At 72.6% G+C, this 15,798-nt stretch carries 14 protein-coding genes; 7 read left to right on the forward strand and 7 right to left on the reverse strand.

Annotated features, from left to right (window positions below):
- Positions 1-40: 40 nt before the first annotated feature.
- The 4 genes from ACFQ79_RS23075 to ACFQ79_RS23090 form a co-directional block, all read right to left on the reverse strand.
- Complete coding sequence (locus ACFQ79_RS23075) at positions 41-1,483, reverse strand: acyl-CoA synthetase (RefSeq protein WP_383586391.1); 1,443 nt, start codon at positions 1,481-1,483, stop codon at positions 41-43.
- A gap of 60 nt (positions 1,484-1,543) precedes the next feature.
- Positions 1,544-2,779, reverse strand: a complete 1,236-nt coding sequence (locus ACFQ79_RS23080; protein WP_383586393.1) for a nitrate/nitrite transporter — start codon at positions 2,777-2,779, stop codon at positions 1,544-1,546.
- Positions 2,780-2,854: 75 nt separating this feature from the next.
- Entirely contained in the window at positions 2,855-4,396 is a 1,542-nt protein-coding gene (locus tag ACFQ79_RS23085; protein WP_383586395.1) for a GAF domain-containing protein, read from the reverse strand.
- 54 nt (positions 4,397-4,450) lie between these two features.
- A complete protein-coding gene (locus ACFQ79_RS23090; protein ID WP_073917763.1) occupies positions 4,451-5,512 on the reverse strand; it encodes a rod shape-determining protein in 1,062 nt (353 codons plus the stop codon).
- Between the two features lie 253 nt (positions 5,513-5,765).
- Between ACFQ79_RS23090 and ACFQ79_RS23095 the strand changes: the two genes are divergently transcribed.
- Entirely contained in the window at positions 5,766-6,854 is a 1,089-nt protein-coding gene (locus ACFQ79_RS23095; RefSeq protein ID WP_383586397.1) for a hypothetical protein, read from the forward strand.
- 45 nt (positions 6,855-6,899) lie between these two features.
- On the opposite strand, the gene ACFQ79_RS23100 is transcribed toward ACFQ79_RS23095, so the two are convergent.
- The gene (locus ACFQ79_RS23100) at positions 6,900-7,808 is read right to left on the reverse strand and encodes an NAD(P)-dependent oxidoreductase (protein WP_383586399.1); all 909 of its coding nucleotides are present in this window, start codon (positions 7,806-7,808) and stop codon (positions 6,900-6,902) included.
- A 71-nt stretch (positions 7,809-7,879) separates the two neighbouring features.
- Here ACFQ79_RS23100 and ACFQ79_RS23105 point away from each other — a divergent pair, with 71 nt between their 5' ends.
- Positions 7,880-8,287: a MerR family transcriptional regulator gene (locus ACFQ79_RS23105; protein WP_383586400.1), complete on the forward strand. Its 408-nt coding sequence runs from the start codon at positions 7,880-7,882 to the stop codon at positions 8,285-8,287.
- A gap of 21 nt (positions 8,288-8,308) precedes the next feature.
- Here ACFQ79_RS23105 and ACFQ79_RS23110 read toward each other — a convergent pair whose 3' ends face one another.
- Positions 8,309-8,749, reverse strand: coding sequence for a MarR family winged helix-turn-helix transcriptional regulator (locus ACFQ79_RS23110; RefSeq protein ID WP_383586402.1), 441 nt, complete (start codon positions 8,747-8,749; stop codon positions 8,309-8,311).
- Between the two features lie 115 nt (positions 8,750-8,864).
- Here ACFQ79_RS23110 and ACFQ79_RS23115 point away from each other — a divergent pair, with 115 nt between their 5' ends.
- From ACFQ79_RS23115 to ACFQ79_RS23130, 4 genes are all read left to right on the forward strand, one after another.
- Positions 8,865-9,884, forward strand: a complete 1,020-nt coding sequence (locus ACFQ79_RS23115; RefSeq protein ID WP_383586404.1) for an NADP-dependent oxidoreductase — start codon at positions 8,865-8,867, stop codon at positions 9,882-9,884.
- A 64-nt stretch (positions 9,885-9,948) separates the two neighbouring features.
- Entirely contained in the window at positions 9,949-10,371 is a 423-nt protein-coding gene (locus ACFQ79_RS23120; RefSeq protein ID WP_383586406.1) for an organic hydroperoxide resistance protein, read from the forward strand.
- A gap of 198 nt (positions 10,372-10,569) precedes the next feature.
- Positions 10,570-11,409 carry an EI24 domain-containing protein gene (locus ACFQ79_RS23125; protein ID WP_383586408.1) on the forward strand — a complete coding sequence of 280 codons (840 nt, stop codon included), beginning with the start codon at positions 10,570-10,572 and terminating at the stop codon, positions 11,407-11,409.
- A 13-nt stretch (positions 11,410-11,422) separates the two neighbouring features.
- Positions 11,423-12,247, forward strand: a complete 825-nt coding sequence (locus ACFQ79_RS23130) for a pectate lyase (protein ID WP_383586410.1) — start codon at positions 11,423-11,425, stop codon at positions 12,245-12,247.
- Positions 12,248-12,275: 28 nt separating this feature from the next.
- Here ACFQ79_RS23130 and ACFQ79_RS23135 read toward each other — a convergent pair whose 3' ends face one another.
- Positions 12,276-13,238: a LysR family transcriptional regulator gene (locus tag ACFQ79_RS23135; RefSeq protein ID WP_383586412.1), complete on the reverse strand. Its 963-nt coding sequence runs from the start codon at positions 13,236-13,238 to the stop codon at positions 12,276-12,278.
- Between the two features lie 146 nt (positions 13,239-13,384).
- Here ACFQ79_RS23135 and ACFQ79_RS23140 point away from each other — a divergent pair, with 146 nt between their 5' ends.
- Positions 13,385-15,583: a M4 family metallopeptidase gene (locus tag ACFQ79_RS23140; protein ID WP_383586414.1), complete on the forward strand. Its 2,199-nt coding sequence runs from the start codon at positions 13,385-13,387 to the stop codon at positions 15,581-15,583.
- Positions 15,584-15,798 lie beyond the last annotated feature (215 nt).

Below are 15,798 nucleotides of genomic sequence, written 5' to 3' on the forward strand. Positions count from 1 at the left end.
CCCTCCCGCTCACCGCGGGAGGGGGCCCGGCTCCGTCCGCTCAGCCGCCGGCGCGCAAGGCCTTCTTGAGGACCTTGCCCATGTCGTTGCGGGGGAGGGCGTCGAGAAGGCGCACCACCCGGGGCCGCTTGTGCGGGGCGAGCAGGCTCGCGACGTGGTCGGCCAGCTCCTCCGCCGTCGGGGGCTTCTCCTCGTCCTCCGGCACCACCCAGGCCACGATCCGCTCGCCCAGGTCCGGGTCGGGTTCGCCGGTGACGGCCGCCTCGCGCACCCCGGGGTGGTCGAGGAGCGCGTTCTCGATCTCGCCCGCCCCGATCTTGTAGCCGCCGCTCTTGATCAGGTCGGTCGCCCTGCGGCCGACGAGCCGCACCGCGCCGTCCGCCTCCCGCACCGCCACGTCGCCGGTGCGGAACCAGTCGCCGTCGAAGGCCGCGGCCGTCGCGTCGGGCCGGTTGAGGTAGCCGGAGAACAGGTTCGGGCCGCGCACCTGCACCTCGCCGACCGTCTCCCCGTCGAGCTCCGCGAGGACGGAGCCGTCCTCCTCGACGAGCCGCAGGTCCACGCCCGAGAGCGGCGGGCCGACGGTCCCGGGACGCGGTTCGCCGCCCGGCCGGACGCTGGTGTTCATGAGCGTCTCCGTCATCCCGTACCGCTCCACGACCGTCCGGCCCGTCGCCGCCGCGATCCGCTCGTGGTCGTGCACCGGGAGCGCCGCCGACCCGGAGACGAGGAGCCGGGCCCCGGCCAGTGCCCGGACCAGCCCCGTGTCCTCGGTGAGCGCGTCCGCGAGCCGGTGGTACATGGTCGGTACGCCGAACAGCATCGTGCCGCCGCCGCCCAGCTCCCGCGTCACGCCCTCCACCGAGAACGCGCCCAGGTGCCGGACCTCGCCGCCCCGGCGCAGCGGCCCCAGGATCCCGAGGATCAGCCCGTGCACATGGAACAGCGGCAGTGCGTGCACGAGGACGTCGTCGGCCGTCCACGACCAGGCCTCGGCGAGCGCGTCGAGCGAGGCGGCGACCGCCCGCCGGGACAGCAGGACGCCCTTCGGCGGGCCGGTGGTGCCCGAGGTGTAGACGATCAGGGCGGGGGACTCGGCGTCGGCCGTCTCCGCGACCGGCGGACCGCTCACCGCCAGGTCGACGACGATCCGGGGCAGCCCGGCGAGGCCGGCGGGCAGCACGTCCTCGGCGCCGGCGAGCACGGCCGTGGGCTTGCTGTCGTCGAGTATGTGCGCCAGCTCGCGCTCGCCCGTCCGCGGATTGAGCGGCACGGCGGGCACCCCGGCGAGCAGGGCCGCGACGACCGCGACGGCCGTGTGCGCGGTCGGCGTGGCCCAGACGGCGACCCGTCCGGTCCCCCCGATCCGGGCGGCCAGGGCCCCGGCGGCCCGCGTCAGTTCCTCGTACGTCAGGGTGACAGGGCCGCAGCGCAGCGCGGGCCGGTCGGAAGGGGCCGCAAGGGCCGGGAAGAGCGCACTCACCGGTCGTACTCCTCGGGTCGATGTCGAGATCGAGGGTTCCGGGAGGCATTCTGCCGTCCGTCAGGGGCGGCCCGCCGTGACCTTCGTCGCCTCCGGCGCCGGGTCCTCGCCCTCCGGGCGGATGCCGCGCATGCGGCCCCACGCGTACACGCATCCCGCCAGCGCCAGGTCCGACAGCAGCATGAAGCCGATCGAGTACGAGCCCTTCGCGCTGTAGATCGCGCCCATCACCAGCGGCGGCAGGAACCCGCCCAGCCCGCCCATCGCACCGACGATCCCCGTCACGCTGCCGACCTTCGCCTGCGGGGTCACCTGTGAGACCAGCGCGAACACCGAACCGCTCGCCGTGCCCAGACCCGCCGCCATGATCAGCAGGGCGGTCGTGCCGCCCGGGTTCAACGGCGGGTCGAAGGCCTGGACGATCGCGAGGAGCGCCACCACGCCGAGCGCGGCGGCCGTGACGAGCGCCGGATGGATCCGGTCCGAGAGCCAGCCGCCGATCGGCCGGAAGACGACCGTCACCAGCGCGAATCCGGCCGCCTTGGTCCCCGCGTCCGTCGGGTCGAGCTCGTACCAGGTCTTCAGATACGTCGGCAGATAGACGCCGAACGCCACGATGCCGCCGAAGCCGATCGCGTACAGCGCCGACAGCTCCCACGTCACCCGCAGCCGCCCCGCCGCGCCGAGCCGGGTCGCCAGCGAGGCGGTGGGCACGGGCCGGTCGGGCCGGTCGGTGATGAGGAACGTCGCGAGCACCGCGTACGCCGCGAGCGCGATCGCCACCACGATGAACGGCAGGTTCTCGCCGTGCTTCGCGATCCGCGGCGTGAAGTAGCCGGAGAGCGCCACACCGCCCATGCCCATGCCGAACACGCCGAGCGCCAGACCGCGCTTCTCGGGCGGGAACCAGGAGTTGACCAGCGGGATGCCGATCGCGAACGTCGTGCCGCCGAGGCCGAGGAGGAACGCGACGACCAGCAGCAGGCCGTAGTTGTCCTTGACCACGATGAGCAGCAGGACGGGGATGATCGTCAGTGCCGAGACCAGCGGGAACATCAGCTTCGCGCCGTACCGGTCGGTCAGCGCGCCGGCCGGGATGCGGCCGAGCGAGCCGACGAGGACCGGGACCGCGACGAGCAGCGACTGCTCGAAGGAGCTGAGCCCGAGCCGGTCGCCGTACCAGCTGGCGAGGGGCGCGATCAGGTCCCACGCCCAGAAGGTGAGCGTGAAGCCGACGGTGGCCGTCACCAGGTTGCGGTAGGCCGCCGCGTTCGGGAGCTTGGTCTCGGTGTCCACGCCTCCAGTCAAGATCGGGGAGGGGTGGGCGGCGCGCGGGACTGCTCCGTACGAGTGTCCCCGAACGGGCAGGACCTACGGCCAGGTCACCGCCGTCGGCGGCGTGCCGTCGTCCGTGACCCGCAGCCGGGCCCCCTCGTCCCCGACCGACACCTCCACGGTCAGCGCGCCGACCCCCGACCGCCGGTGCGCCGCCGCGAGCGCCCCGCGCAGGGCGGCCAGGAGCCGGCCGGCCGTCTCCTCGTCGATGAGGGTGTCGACGGCTCCGGCGAAGTGCACGGACGGCTGGAAGCCGAGCAGGACCGCCGCCCCGCCGGTCTCCCGCAGCACCTTCCCCCGGAAGGACGTCGGAGCGTCCGCCGGGGGCTGCTGGAGGGCGAAGATGGTCGTACGGACCTCCTGGATCGTGGAGTCCAGCTCGTCCACCGCCCGCCCGAGCAGCGCGTTGTCCTCGGAGGAGTCGACCGCCCGCCGCCGGGTGGACTCCAGCATCATCTCGGTGGCGAACAGACGCTGGACGACCAGATCGTGCAGATCGCGGGCGATCCGGTCCCGGTCCTCGTACACCGCGAGCCGCTCCCTGTCGTGACGGGCGTCGGCGAGGACGAGCGCGAGCGCCGCCTGCGAGGCGAACTGCGAGGCGAGGAGCCGGTCGACGGCCGAGTACGGCCGGTCGCCGCGCCGCCGGGGGAGGGCGAGCGTGCCGATGAGCTTCCCGCCGCTCTGCAGCGGCAGCATCATCGACGGTCCGAATCGGGACCGGACGGGGGTGGTCATGCGGGGGTCCGTCGCCGAGTCCTCGACGAACACGGGCTCCCCGCCGAGGAGCTGGACGAGCACGGGGGAGCCGGGCGCGATCGCCGTCCCCACCAGATCGCCCGGGTCGTCCGTCGTCGAGGCGGCGACGATCTCCATCCCGCCCTCGACGGTGGGCTGGAGGACGACTCCGGCCGAGGCGCCGGCGAGGATGCGGGCCTGCTCGGCGACGGTCGTCAGCGCGTTCTCGGCGGACGCGCCGGTCAGCAGGGCCGTGGTCACCGCCGCCGCGCCCTCGATCCAGCGCTCGCGCTGCCGGGCGGTCTCGTACAGCCGGGCGTTGCCGATGGCGATGCCGGCCTGCGAGGCGAGGACCCGGAGCAGGGAGAGGTCCTCCTCGGTGAATCCGCCGTCGCGCTTCTCCGTGAGGTACAGATTGCCGAAGACCTCGGTGTGGACCCTGATGGGGACGCCGAGGAAGGAGCGCATCTCCGGGTGCCCCTCAGGCACGCCGGAGGAGCGCGGGTCGGCCGTCAGATCGTCGATCCGCAGCGGTCGCTGGTCCTGGACGAGGACGCCGAGGAGCCCGGTGTGACCGTCGGGGAGACCCCCGACGAGCCGCCGCTCCTCGTCCGTCATGCCGGCGGTGAAGAGCTCGGTGACGCGGCGGCGCTCGGGGTCGACGACCCCGAGCGCGCCGTAGCGGGCCCCGATGAGCTCGGCGGCTGAGTCCACGATGTGCTGGAGGGTGGCGCGGAGTTCGAGGTCCGTGCCGACGCTGAGGACCGCTTCGAGCAGCATGGGCAGGCGGGGCGCGTCCTCGTCCGTGTCCCCGTCCCTCTCCTCGTCCATGATCGTCATGGTCTCATTGTCGTACGAATCGTTCGGTTTCGCGGGATTGTGTCCGGCCGGTCCTCAGTCCTCGTCGGCCAGCGGGTTCCGCTCCGACAGGGGGTCGAGGACCATCGGCTGGACCTTGCCCTCCAGCATCGCGCCGAGGCCCAGCACCGCGCAGACGTCGGGCCGTTCGGCGATGTGCACCGGCATGCCGGTCGCCTCGCGCAGCATCTGGTCCAGACCCGGCAGCAGGGCGCTGCCGCCGACCATCATGATCCCGCGGTCCGCGAGGTCGGCCACCAGATCCGGCGGGCAGTCCCGCAGCACCTTCCCGATGCCGTCGAGGACCGCCGTCAGCGGGGTGTGGATGGCCTCCCGCACGGCGGCGGTGTCGACGGTCACCGAGCGGGCCAGGCCCGTGGCGACGTCCCGGCCGTGGATCTCGGTCCAGGCCGGACCGTGGGGCGTCAGGCCGTTCCCGCTGAGGGCGAGTTGGAGCGGGCGGACCGACTGGCTCGGCAGCATCAGCTCGTGGTGGTGGCGCAGGTGCTGGATGACGGCGTGGTCGATGGCGTCGCCGCCCACCGGCATCCGTTCCGCCGTGACGATCGAGCCGAGCGAGAGCACCGCGACCTGCGTGGTCGCCGCCCCGCACACCAGGATCATGGTGGCGGTCGGCTGCTCGACCGGCAGTCCGCAGCCGACGGCCGCCGCGATCAGCGTGTCGACCAGCTCGACGCGACGGGCCCCGAGACCGACGAGGGTCTCGACGGCGGCGCGCTGGGCGAGCGGGTCGCTGTCGTGCGGGGTGCAGGCGGCGGCGCGCAGCCGGGGCTTGCGGCGGAGCTGACGGCGCAGCTTCTCGCCGAGGAGGTGACGGAGCATGCGCTGCGCCATCTCGATGTCGACGACCGTGCCGCCCGAGACGGGGCGGACGACCCGGATGTAGTCGGGGGTGCGGCCGGTCATCTTCTCGGCCAGCGCGCCGACGGCGATCAGCGCTCCGGTGCGGGTGTTGACGGCGGCGACGCTCGGCTCGTCGACGACGAGTCCGGCGCCCTTGACGAAGACCCGGGTGCGGGCGGCACCCAGGTCGACGGCGACATGGCAACGACGCAGCTGCTCAAGGCTGACGGTCACGGCGGATCCTCCGGAGTGCGGTGCTGGCACGGGCGAGGTGGGTTCGCGTTACGCGTTCCTCCTGGAATCGTCCGGCCGTTCGGGGCTCGGCGCGCGTTGGGCTGCGCCGCCCGGGGCCCGCTCGGGCGGGCCCGGCAGGACGTACCGAAGCGGGAGAATCACGACGCACCGCCGACGACCTGCGGTTTCCTCACAGAATCCTCACTTCCGCGCCTACCTGTGGCCGTGCCCGGCCGCATAGCCTGCGGGCCCCATGGACTACTGCCACGCGTGCCGGCGGCATCTCAACGGGGCCCTCGCCTGTGCCGGGTGCGGGACTCCCGTCGAGGAACTGCGGTACGAGACCCCCCACATACCCGGCCGGCCGGCCGAGCCCGTCCAGACGTTCCCGCCGGCCCAGCCGGCACGGCCCGCCGGGCCCGGGTACGGCACCGGGCCCGGGTACGGCGCCGGGCACACGTACGGCGCCGGGCCCGAGTACGGCGCCGGACCTGAGTACGGTCCCGGGCACGAGACCAGCACCGGGCATGAGACCGGCACCGGGCATGAGACCGGCACCGGGCACGAGACCGGCACCGGGCATGAGACCGGTCCCGGGCGCGCGTACGCGCCGACGCCCGACCACGTCTACGAACTCGACGTCCTCGAACCGCCCCGCCCGGCCCCCGCCGGCCGCCGCGCCGCGCGCGGTGCCGAACAGGGCCGGTCCGCCGACCGGGGCCGCGCCGCCGCGCGCAAGGGCGGCCGTCGCGGGCGGAGCCGCCGGGGCCGTACGGTCCTGGTGGGAACCCTCGGCCTGGTGCTCGCGGCCGCCTCGCTGAGCATGGCCCGGCTCGCCATGGAGGAGCCGGATCAGGCGGGCGCCGCCACGGCGGTGGAGGAACTCGACGTCACCGAGTCCCCGCTTGCCCCCGAACCCGTCGGGACCACGGCCGCCCCGGACGGCGGCGCCCCGTCGCCGGTCACGTCCGCACCGACCCGCCCCCGCCAGGTGAGCGCGGACACGAGCACGGGCCCGGGCACGGGTTCGGGATCCGGGCCGGGCACAGGACCGGGTACGGGCTCCGGCACGGGTTCGGGTACGGGCACGGGCTCCGGCACGGGGAGCGGGGACGGGGGAGTCCCGCAGCACTCGTCGACGCCCACCGACCCGGTGACCCGGCCCGCGACCCCCACCGCGACCCCGTCGGCCACGAAGCCCCAGACGCCTCCGGCCGGCACGCCCACGGCCACCGGTCCGACCCCGTCGAGCACGGCCACGACCGCCACGCCCACCCCCACCCCGACTCCGACCCCGAGCCCGACCAAGACGTGCACCCCGTTCCTCTGGTGGTGCGTCTGAGCCGCGGCGGCCCGGTGGAGGCCCTTCGGCCGGTGTGAGCCGGCGTCAGTCGGCCTCGGGCCTGCCGAACTCCTCGATCAGGACCGGGTACTGCTCGCCGCCGTGGCCCGCCGCGATCGCGCGGTCGGCCATGGCCTTGAACAGCTTCGGGAGTTCGGCGTTGACACCCAGCGCCTCGCTCTCCCCGATCAGGTGCTCCATCGCCCGCGCGTCGGTCTCCAGGGCCGACACCTCGGCCGGGAAGGAGCCGGCGTCGATCTGCTCGGCGTACCCCGGGAGCCAGTCGGCGACTCCTGCGGCGATCTGCCGGGCGAACGGCGCGTACGTGGCCGCGTCGACGCCCGCCTTCCTCAGCATGGCCGTGCCCTGGAGCCAGGCGTTCAGGACGCTCCACATCATGGCCAGGCCCGCCACGTCGTACAGGGACGCGAGTCCGTGGTCCTCGCCGAGGTGGGTGACGGTGCCGAGCGCTTCGAGGGTGGGGCCGTGGGCGTCGAAGTCCGCCTTCGGGCCGCTGTGCAGGATGACCGCATCGGCGGTGCCGATCACCGGCGGGACGGCCATGACGGCGCCGTCCAGGTAGCGGGCGCCGCGCCGCTCCGCCCAGCGGGCGGTTTCGCGGGCCTGCGCCGAGTCGCCCGAGGTGAGGTTGACCAGGGTCGTGCCGTCGAGCTTCACGTCGTCCGGGGCGAGCAGCTCGTGCACGGCGTCGTAGTCGGTGAGGCAGACGATCGTCAGAGGGCTCGCGTCGAGCGCGGCGCCGATCGAGGGCGCCAGGTGTGCGCCCTGGGCCACCAGCGCGGCGGCCTTGGAACTCGTGCGGTTCCACACGGTGGTGGGATGTCCGGCCCTGAGGAAGGCGCCGGCGAGGGCCCGGCCCATCAGTCCGAGTCCGATGACGGTCACGGGTGCGGTGGCGGATGCGTTCACGGGTGCGGCTGTTCTGTCGGTCATGGCAGCATCGTGAACCTTGATACCGGTGTGAAGGTCAAGCGGGCGCGTGAGCGGACGAGGGCGAGGTTGCTGTGCGGATCGGGGAGTTGGGCCGTCGGACGGGTGTCCACACCCATCAGCTGCGTTACTACGAGGCTCAGGGCCTCCTGGAGGCCGACCGGGGCTCCAACGGCTACCGGGAGTACGACGAGAGTGCCGTGCTGCGGGTGAGGCAGATCCGGCATCTGCTCGGCGCGGGGCTGTCCTCGGAGGACATCGCGTACCTGCTGCCGTGCGCGGTCGGCGAGGTCCCGGAGCTGGCCGGCTGCCCCGAGCTGCTGGCCGCCATGCGGTCGCGGATGGGGCGGATCGAGGACCAGATGGAGCGGCTGGCCAGGTCACGCGACGCGCTCGCCGTCTACATCGACGCGGCCGAGCGCACGGGGGCCGAGAACTATCCGCCCTTCGACGGCTCGGACCGGGAGTCCGTCCCCGCCTGAGCGGCACGGGTTCCCCCGGTGTTACTGGACGTCCGGCTGGACGCCCAGCATCCGCTTCAGCAGGTCCCGCAGCAGCGTCCGCTCGGTCTCCGTCAGTTCGCCGAGCGGCTCGCGCGCGAAGTCCAGGGACTCGCGCAGCCGGTGGGCCGTCGCGCGGCCCTCCTCCGTGGGGACGGCCAGTTTGACGCGGCGGTCCGCCGGGTCGGGCCGGCGCTCCACCAGGCCGCGGGCCTCCAGACGGTCCACGATCCCGGTGATGTTGGACGGCTCGCACTTCAGCTTCTGGGCGATCCGGCGCATCGGCAGCGGATCCAGGGAGAGCAGGCCGAGGACACGGGCCTGTGCGCCGGTCAGCGCGTGCTGCGCGGCGGCCTGCTCGTACTCCTCGTAGTAGCGCGCGACGACCGTGCCGATCAGTTCGACGACTTCGAGGGTCACGGGGTCCGTGCGTGGGGTGGCCATGCCCTCCATCCTACCCAGATACTTGACAACATAAAATATCTAGGTGCATGGTTGTTTCAGGTAGTGAACCTTTTGTGATCTGAAGCTTTTCGTACGTTCTCTGGAGGCCGTGCTCATGTCCGTTCTTCCCGCGTCCAGCCGTGAGTGGCACCTCGTCGCCCGTCCGCACGGCTGGCCGACCCCCGCGGACTTCGCGCTCCGTGAGGCCCCCGTCACCGAGCCCGCCGAGGGCCGGATCCTGGTCAGGAACCTGCACTTCTCGGTCGACCCGTATATGCGCGGCCGGATGAACGACGTGAAGTCGTACATCCCGCCGTTCAAGCTCGACCACCCCATGGACGGCGGCGCGGTCGGCGAGGTCATCGCCTCGAACGCCGAGGGCTTCTCCGTCGGCGACCACGTCCTGCACGGCCTCGGCTGGCGCGAGTACGCCGACGTCCCGGCCCAGCACGCCACCAAGGTCGACCCGGCGCTCGCCCCCCTCTCCGCCTACCTCGGTGTCCTCGGCATGACCGGCCTCACCGCCTACGCCGGCCTCTTCGACGTGGCCTCCTTCAAGGAGGGCGACGCGGTCTTCGTCTCCGGCGCCGCCGGTGCCGTCGGCAGCCAGGTCGGCCAGATGGCCCGCCTCAAGGGCGCCTCCCGCGTGATCGGCTCGGCCGGCTCCGACGAGAAGGTCAAGTTCCTCGTCGAGGAGCTCGGCTTCGACGCCGCCTTCAACTACAAGAACGGCCCGGTCAAGGACCAGCTCCGCGAAGCCGCCCCGGACGGCATCGACGTCTACTTCGACAACGTCGGCGGCGACCACCTCGAAGCCGCGATCTCCTCGCTCAACGTGCACGGCCGCGCCACCATCTGCGGCATGATCGCCCAGTACAACGACACCGAGCCGGTCCCGGGCCCGCGCAACATGGCGATGATCATCGGCAAGCGGCTGCGCCTCCAGGGCGTCCTCGTCGGCGACCACTACGGCCTCCAGCAGCAGTTCGTCCAGGAGGTCGGCGGCTGGCTCGCGGCCGGCGAGCTCAAGCACCGCGAGACCTTCGTCGAGGGCATCGAGAACGGCGTGGACGCCTTCCTCGGACTGCTCCGCGGTGACAACACCGGAAAGATGATCGTCTCGGTGACCGGTTAGTCTTCCCTCAGCCGCCGCGATCGTGGGCGCGAGTCGCGGCGAACCCATGAAGGAAGTACCTCGCATGCCGATCCAGCACTCCGACGTCCTCTACACCGCCGTCGCCACCGCCGAGGGCGGGCGTGACGGCCGTGTCGCCACCGACGACGGCAAGCTCGACTTCGTCGTGAACCCGCCCAAGACCATGGGCGGCTCCGGCGAGGGCACCAACCCCGAGCAGCTCTTCGCGGCGGGCTACAGCGCCTGCTTCCAGGGCGCGCTCGGTGTCGTCGCCCGCAACGAGAAGGCCGACATCTCCGGCTCGACGGTCACCGCCGAGGTCGGCATCGGCAAGAACGACGACGGCTTCGGCATCATCGTCAAGATCTCGGCGTCCATCCCGAACGTGGACGCCGAGACGGCGAAGGGCCTGATCGAGAAGGCGCACCAGGTCTGCCCGTACTCCAAGGCGACCCGGGGCAACATCACGGTCGAGCTCGCCGTCTGAGCCCACCGGCCGACGGCTCGATCCACGGCTCGATCCACGGCTCGATCCACGACTCGATCCACCCCTTGATGGACGACGTGATCGACGACCTGACCGGCCACTGATCGACCGCTGCCCGAGGACCGCCCCCCGACCGCCGTCGGGGTGCGGTCCTCGCTGCGTGCGGGCCGCCGCGAGGGCCCCGATAAGGTGATCCTCATGCGCGATCTCGGGGTGGGTTTCGGTTACCTGGTAAAGGGCCAGAAGTGGGTGGGCACACACGGGCGGTGGTTCGGTTTCGGGCTGCTGCCCGGACTCGTGACCCTCGTCCTCTACGCGGGCGCCCTCGTCGGTCTCGGTTACGGCGCCGACGACCTGGCCGCCTGGGTGACCCCCTTCGCCGACGACTGGACCTCTCCCTGGCTCGGGATATTCCGCGGCACCCTGACCGCTCTCGTCGTCGCCTTCGGCCTCTTCCTCGCGGTCATCACCTTCACCGCGGTGACCCTGCTCGTCGGCCAGCCGTTCTACGAGTCGCTCTCCGAGGAGGTCGACCGCAGCGAGGGCGGCGAGGTGCCCGAGTCCGGGCTTCCGCTCTGGCGCGAGCTGTGGATCTCGGCCCGTGACAGCCTGCGGGTCCTGCTGCGGGTCGCGTTCTACGGCGTCCTGCTCTTCGCCTGCGGCTTCATCCCGGTGATCGGCCAGACCGTCGTCCCCGTCATCGGCTTCTGCGTCTCCGGCTTCTTCCTCGCCGAGGAGCTGACGTCCGTCGCGTTCCAGCGCCGGGGCGTCGAGCTCAAGGAGCGGCTCCAGCTGCTCCGCGGGCGCCGGATGGCCGTGCTCGGCTTCGGCGTCCCGCTGACCCTCGCCTTCATCGTGCCCTTCGTCGCCGTCTTCCTGATGCCGGGAGCCGTGGCCGGGGCCACCCTGATGGCCCGCGAGCTGGGCGGCGAGACCGGCGGCGACGACCGGGACGAGAACTCCCGGGACAACGATCACCCGGGCGGCAACCTTCCTTCCTCCGGTGGCGACCAGGGGGTGCACCACCTCCCCCACTGAAGGAAGAAGCATCATGACGTCAGCGTCACACCAGCGGAAGACGGGCCGCCGGCGGGCGGTCATCGGCGGTCTGAGCGCCCTCGGGGTCACCGGGGCCGCGATCGTCACCACCACCCTGCTCGCCCCGGCGGGCGCCGCGAGCGCCCCGCCCGCCTGGCCGCAGGCCAAGGGCGGCAAGCCGGTCCCCGCGTCCATCGAGGTCTCCGGCACCTACGACGGCAGGCTCCAGCGCTTCCACGGCACCGGTGAGCTCGGCTCGGACGGCCAGGACGAGAGCCAGCAGCCGCTCTTCGTCCTCGCGGACGGCGCGGTCCTGAAGAACGTGATCATCGGCTCTCCGGCCGCCGACGGGGTCCACTGCCTCGGCAGCTGCACCCTGCGGAACGTCTGGTGGGAGAACGTCGGCGAGGACGCCGCCACCTTCAAGGGCACCTCGGCGTCCTCGGTGTACACGGTGTACGGCGGCGGCGCGAGGAGCGCGTCCGACAAGGTCTTCCAGTTCAACGGCGCGGGCAAGCTGGTCGTGACCAGGTTCCAGGCCTCCGGCTTCGGCAAGCTCGTCCGGTCCTGCGGCAACTGCAGGAAGCAGTACACGCGGACGATCCTGGTCAGCGACGTCGACATCACCACGCCCGGCAAGTCGATCGTCGGGGTCAACGCCAACTACGGCGACACCGCGTCCCTGCGGAACGTCCGGATCCACGGCGACACCAGGAAGAAGATCAAGCCGTGCACCCGCTTCACCGGCAACAACACCGGCAAGGAGCCCGAGGAGACCGGCACAGGACCGGACGGCACGACGTGCCGCTACGCCGCCGGAGATCTCTCGTACGACTAGGCGGGCGCACCCGGTCCCCGGCGTCGTCTCAGACGTCGAGGACCGGGTGCAGTTCCGGCCGGGCGTCCCACCACTCCCGGTAGAAGGCGTTGTTGCCGACGTTCGCCAGATAGGCGTGGACCGCCGCCCGGTACAGCAGCTCCGCCTGCCGGGCGGGGACCGCCGCCCTGTTCCAGGCCAGCCGGATCCGGCCCAGGACCGGGTCGCCCTCCAGGGGGCGCAGGACCGTGCCCTCCGCGTGCGGGGCGGTCGGCTGGCTCATGGAGATCGCCCGGCCCGAGGCGATCAGGTCGTAGTGCATCTTCCGGTCGGCGACCCGGTGCCGCAGCGAGGGCGTGAACCCGGCCTTCGCGCAGGCGGCGACCAGCGCCTCGGGGCCGCCGTCGTCGTCCTCCACCAGCGTCATCCAGGACTCGCCGGCCAGCTCGGCCAGCGCGATCCGCTCCTTCCCGGCCAGCGGGTGCGCGGCCGAGAGGCGCACGCAGAACGGCTCCCTGGGAACCAGGGTCCTGGCCGTGGTGCCCTCGGGCAGGGCGACCTCGTGCTCGTTGACCTCCCCGTACAGCACGGCGTCGTACCGGCCCGCGCCGAGCTGCCGGGTCAGGGTGGTGGCCGAGTGCTCCACGGTCACCGAGATGTCCTGACCTGCCATCACCCGCTCCAGCTGCCCGAGCAGTCCGTCGACCAGGACGAGCAGGATGCAGCCGAGCCGCAGCGGGGTGCCGGGGGCGACGGCCCGCGCCCCGGCGGCGAGCGCGTCCATCTCGCCGAGCACGAGCCGCGCCTTGGAGAGGACGAACTCGCCGAGCGGAGTGGGCTCCACGCCGTTGCGGCCGCGCAGGAAGAGCTCCCCGCCCGCGACCCGCTCGATGCGCCGGAGCTGCGCGGAGAGCGCCGGCTGGGAGACCCCGAGCCGCCCGGCCGCGCGTCCCAGACTGCCCGCTTCCGCTATCCGGCAGACGGCCTCGAGATGCCTCAACTCCAGCTGCATTTCAGCAGCGTACGCAGCACCGCCCGGCCGCACCATAACCCGCGTCTTATGCCGGATGAGATGTCCCGAACCAGTCATGTCCACGCCCATACTCGGCGCGACGATCCGTCTCCCCCACCACGATCCCACCCCGATCGGAGCAGACGTTGCACCCCAGCAGAATCACGGCGGCCGTGGCCGCCCTGGCGCTCTCGGCGAGCCTCGCGACCGCCCTCGCCGGCACCGCCACCGCCACCGCCGGCGCGGCCCCGCAGGCGCAGCCCGTACCCCCGGGCCACGGCAAGTCCCTCGCGCTCGCCGCCGCCGACGGCGCCGCGGCCAGCGGCCTCGACGAACTCCGGCACGGCGCCGACGAGGACCTCGTCCGGACGTCCGTCACCCCCTGGACGAACGGCCTGTACTACGCGTCGTACGAGCGCACCTACCGCGGCCTCCCGGTTGTCGGCGGTGACGCGGTCGTCGTCTCCGACAGCTCGGGCAAGGTCCGCGAGGTCACCGGCGCCCCCGCGCCCGCCATCAAGGTCTCCACCCGGGCGAAGGTGACCGCCGCCGCGGCCCTCGCCACCGCCCGCGGCCAGCTGGCCGCGGTGGAGAGCGCGAGCGCCCCCGAGCTGACCGTGCTCCTCAAGGGCGGCAAGGCCGTGCTGACCTGGCACACGCTGGTCGTCGGCCGGACCGCGCAGGACGCCCCGAGCTCCCTCGACACCTACGTGGACGCCCGTACCGGCTCCGTCGCCCGGGCCACCGACAAGATCCTGCACGCCGACGGCCGCGGCTACCACAACGGCAACGTCACCATCGACACCGCCGCGAGCTCCATGACCGACACCAGCCGCGGCGGCTTCAAGTGCGGCGGGCAGAACGGCAGCGCGTACACGGGCTCCTCGCCCTGGGGCAACAACGGCGCCAACGACCTGGTGACCGCCTGCGTCGACATCATGTACGCGGCGCAGAAGGAACACTCCATGCTCAAGGAGTGGTTCGGCTACAACGGCCAGAACGGCCAGGGCGGCATGGTCCCGGCCCGCGCCGGGCTCTCCGAGGTCAACGCGTACTACGACGGCACGAAGACCACCTACGGGCGGGCCCAGACCGGCTCGAACCAGCTCACCGGCATCGACGTCGTGGCGCACGAGTACGGCCACGAGATCTTCGACCGGACGCCGGGCAGCGCCGGCTCCTCCAACGAGAACGGCGGGCTCAACGAGTCCACCGGCGACATCTTCGGCGCGCTCACCGAGCACTACGCCAACAACCCGAACGACACCCCGGACTACACGGTCGGCGAGAAGGTCAACTTCTTCGGCGACGGCAAGCCGATCCGGAACATGTACAACCCCTCGCTCGTCGGCAACGACCCCAACTGCTACCCGCAGTTGACCTCGGGCACGGAGGTGCACGCGGCGGCCGGACCCCAGAACCACTGGTTCTACCTGCTCGCCGAGGGCTCCAACCCGGGCGGCGGCAAGCCCAACAGCCCCATATGTTCCGGCGGTCCGTCCTCGGTGACCGGCATCGGCATCCAGAAGGCCGGCAAGATCTTCATGGGCGCCCTGCTCATGAAGACCTCCTCCTGGAACCACCTGGCCGCCCGCAGGGCGACCCTGACCAGCGCCAAGAACACCTACGGCAGCGTCGAGTGCAACGCCGTGAAGGCGGCCTGGAACGCGATCGGCGTCCCCGCCCAGTCCGGTGAGACCGACTGCGGCGGCACCACCACCCCGGACTTCTCGCTCGCCCTGAACCCGTCCTCGGGCTCGGTCCAGGCCGGTGCCTCCGTCACCTCCACGGTGAACACCAGCACCACCGGCGGCAGCGCGCAGACCGTCCAGCTCTCCGCGAGCGGCGCCCCGAGCGGTGTCACGGTCTCCTTCAGCCCGGCGTCGGTGACCTCCGGCAACGCGTCGACGATGACCGTCCAGGTCGCGGCGGGCACGGCCAACGGCACCTACCCGATCACCGTCACCGGTACGGGCTCCGCCACCCACACCGTCACCTACCAGCTGTCGGTCGGCACCACGACCCCGCCCACCGGCTGCGCGAACTCCGAGCACACCTACCAGGGCAGCCTGACCTCCGGCCAGACCGCGGTCCAGCCCGACGGCTCGTACTACTACTCGGCGACCTCCGGCACCCACGTGGGCTGCCTGCGCGGTCCGGCTGGCAAGGACTACGACCTCTACCTGCAGAAGTGGAACGGCGCGGGCTGGGTGGACGTCGCCGTCGGCGGCACCGCGACGGCCGACGAGGACACCAGCTACTACGGCACCGCGGGCTACTACCGGTACATCGTCCACGCGTACAGCGGCTCCGGCGCGTACACGCTGGGCCTGAGCGCCCCGTAACGGGGGGCGGGGCGCCGTCGCGGACCAGGGGGTTCCGTGACGGCGGTCCGCAGCCGGGCGGCCGTATGTCCCACGGCCGCCCGGCTCCTTCCCGTGAGCCGGCCGCCCACAGCCGGCCGCCCACAGCCGGCCGCCCGCAGCCGGCCGCCCGCAGCCGGCCGCCCGCAGCCGGCCGCCCGCAGCCGGCCGGCTCCTTCCGCCGCCGAGCCGGCTCC

It is taken from the genome of Streptomyces sp. NPDC056480 (assembly GCF_042795405.1).
Lineage (GTDB): Bacteria > Actinomycetota > Actinomycetes > Streptomycetales > Streptomycetaceae > Streptomyces.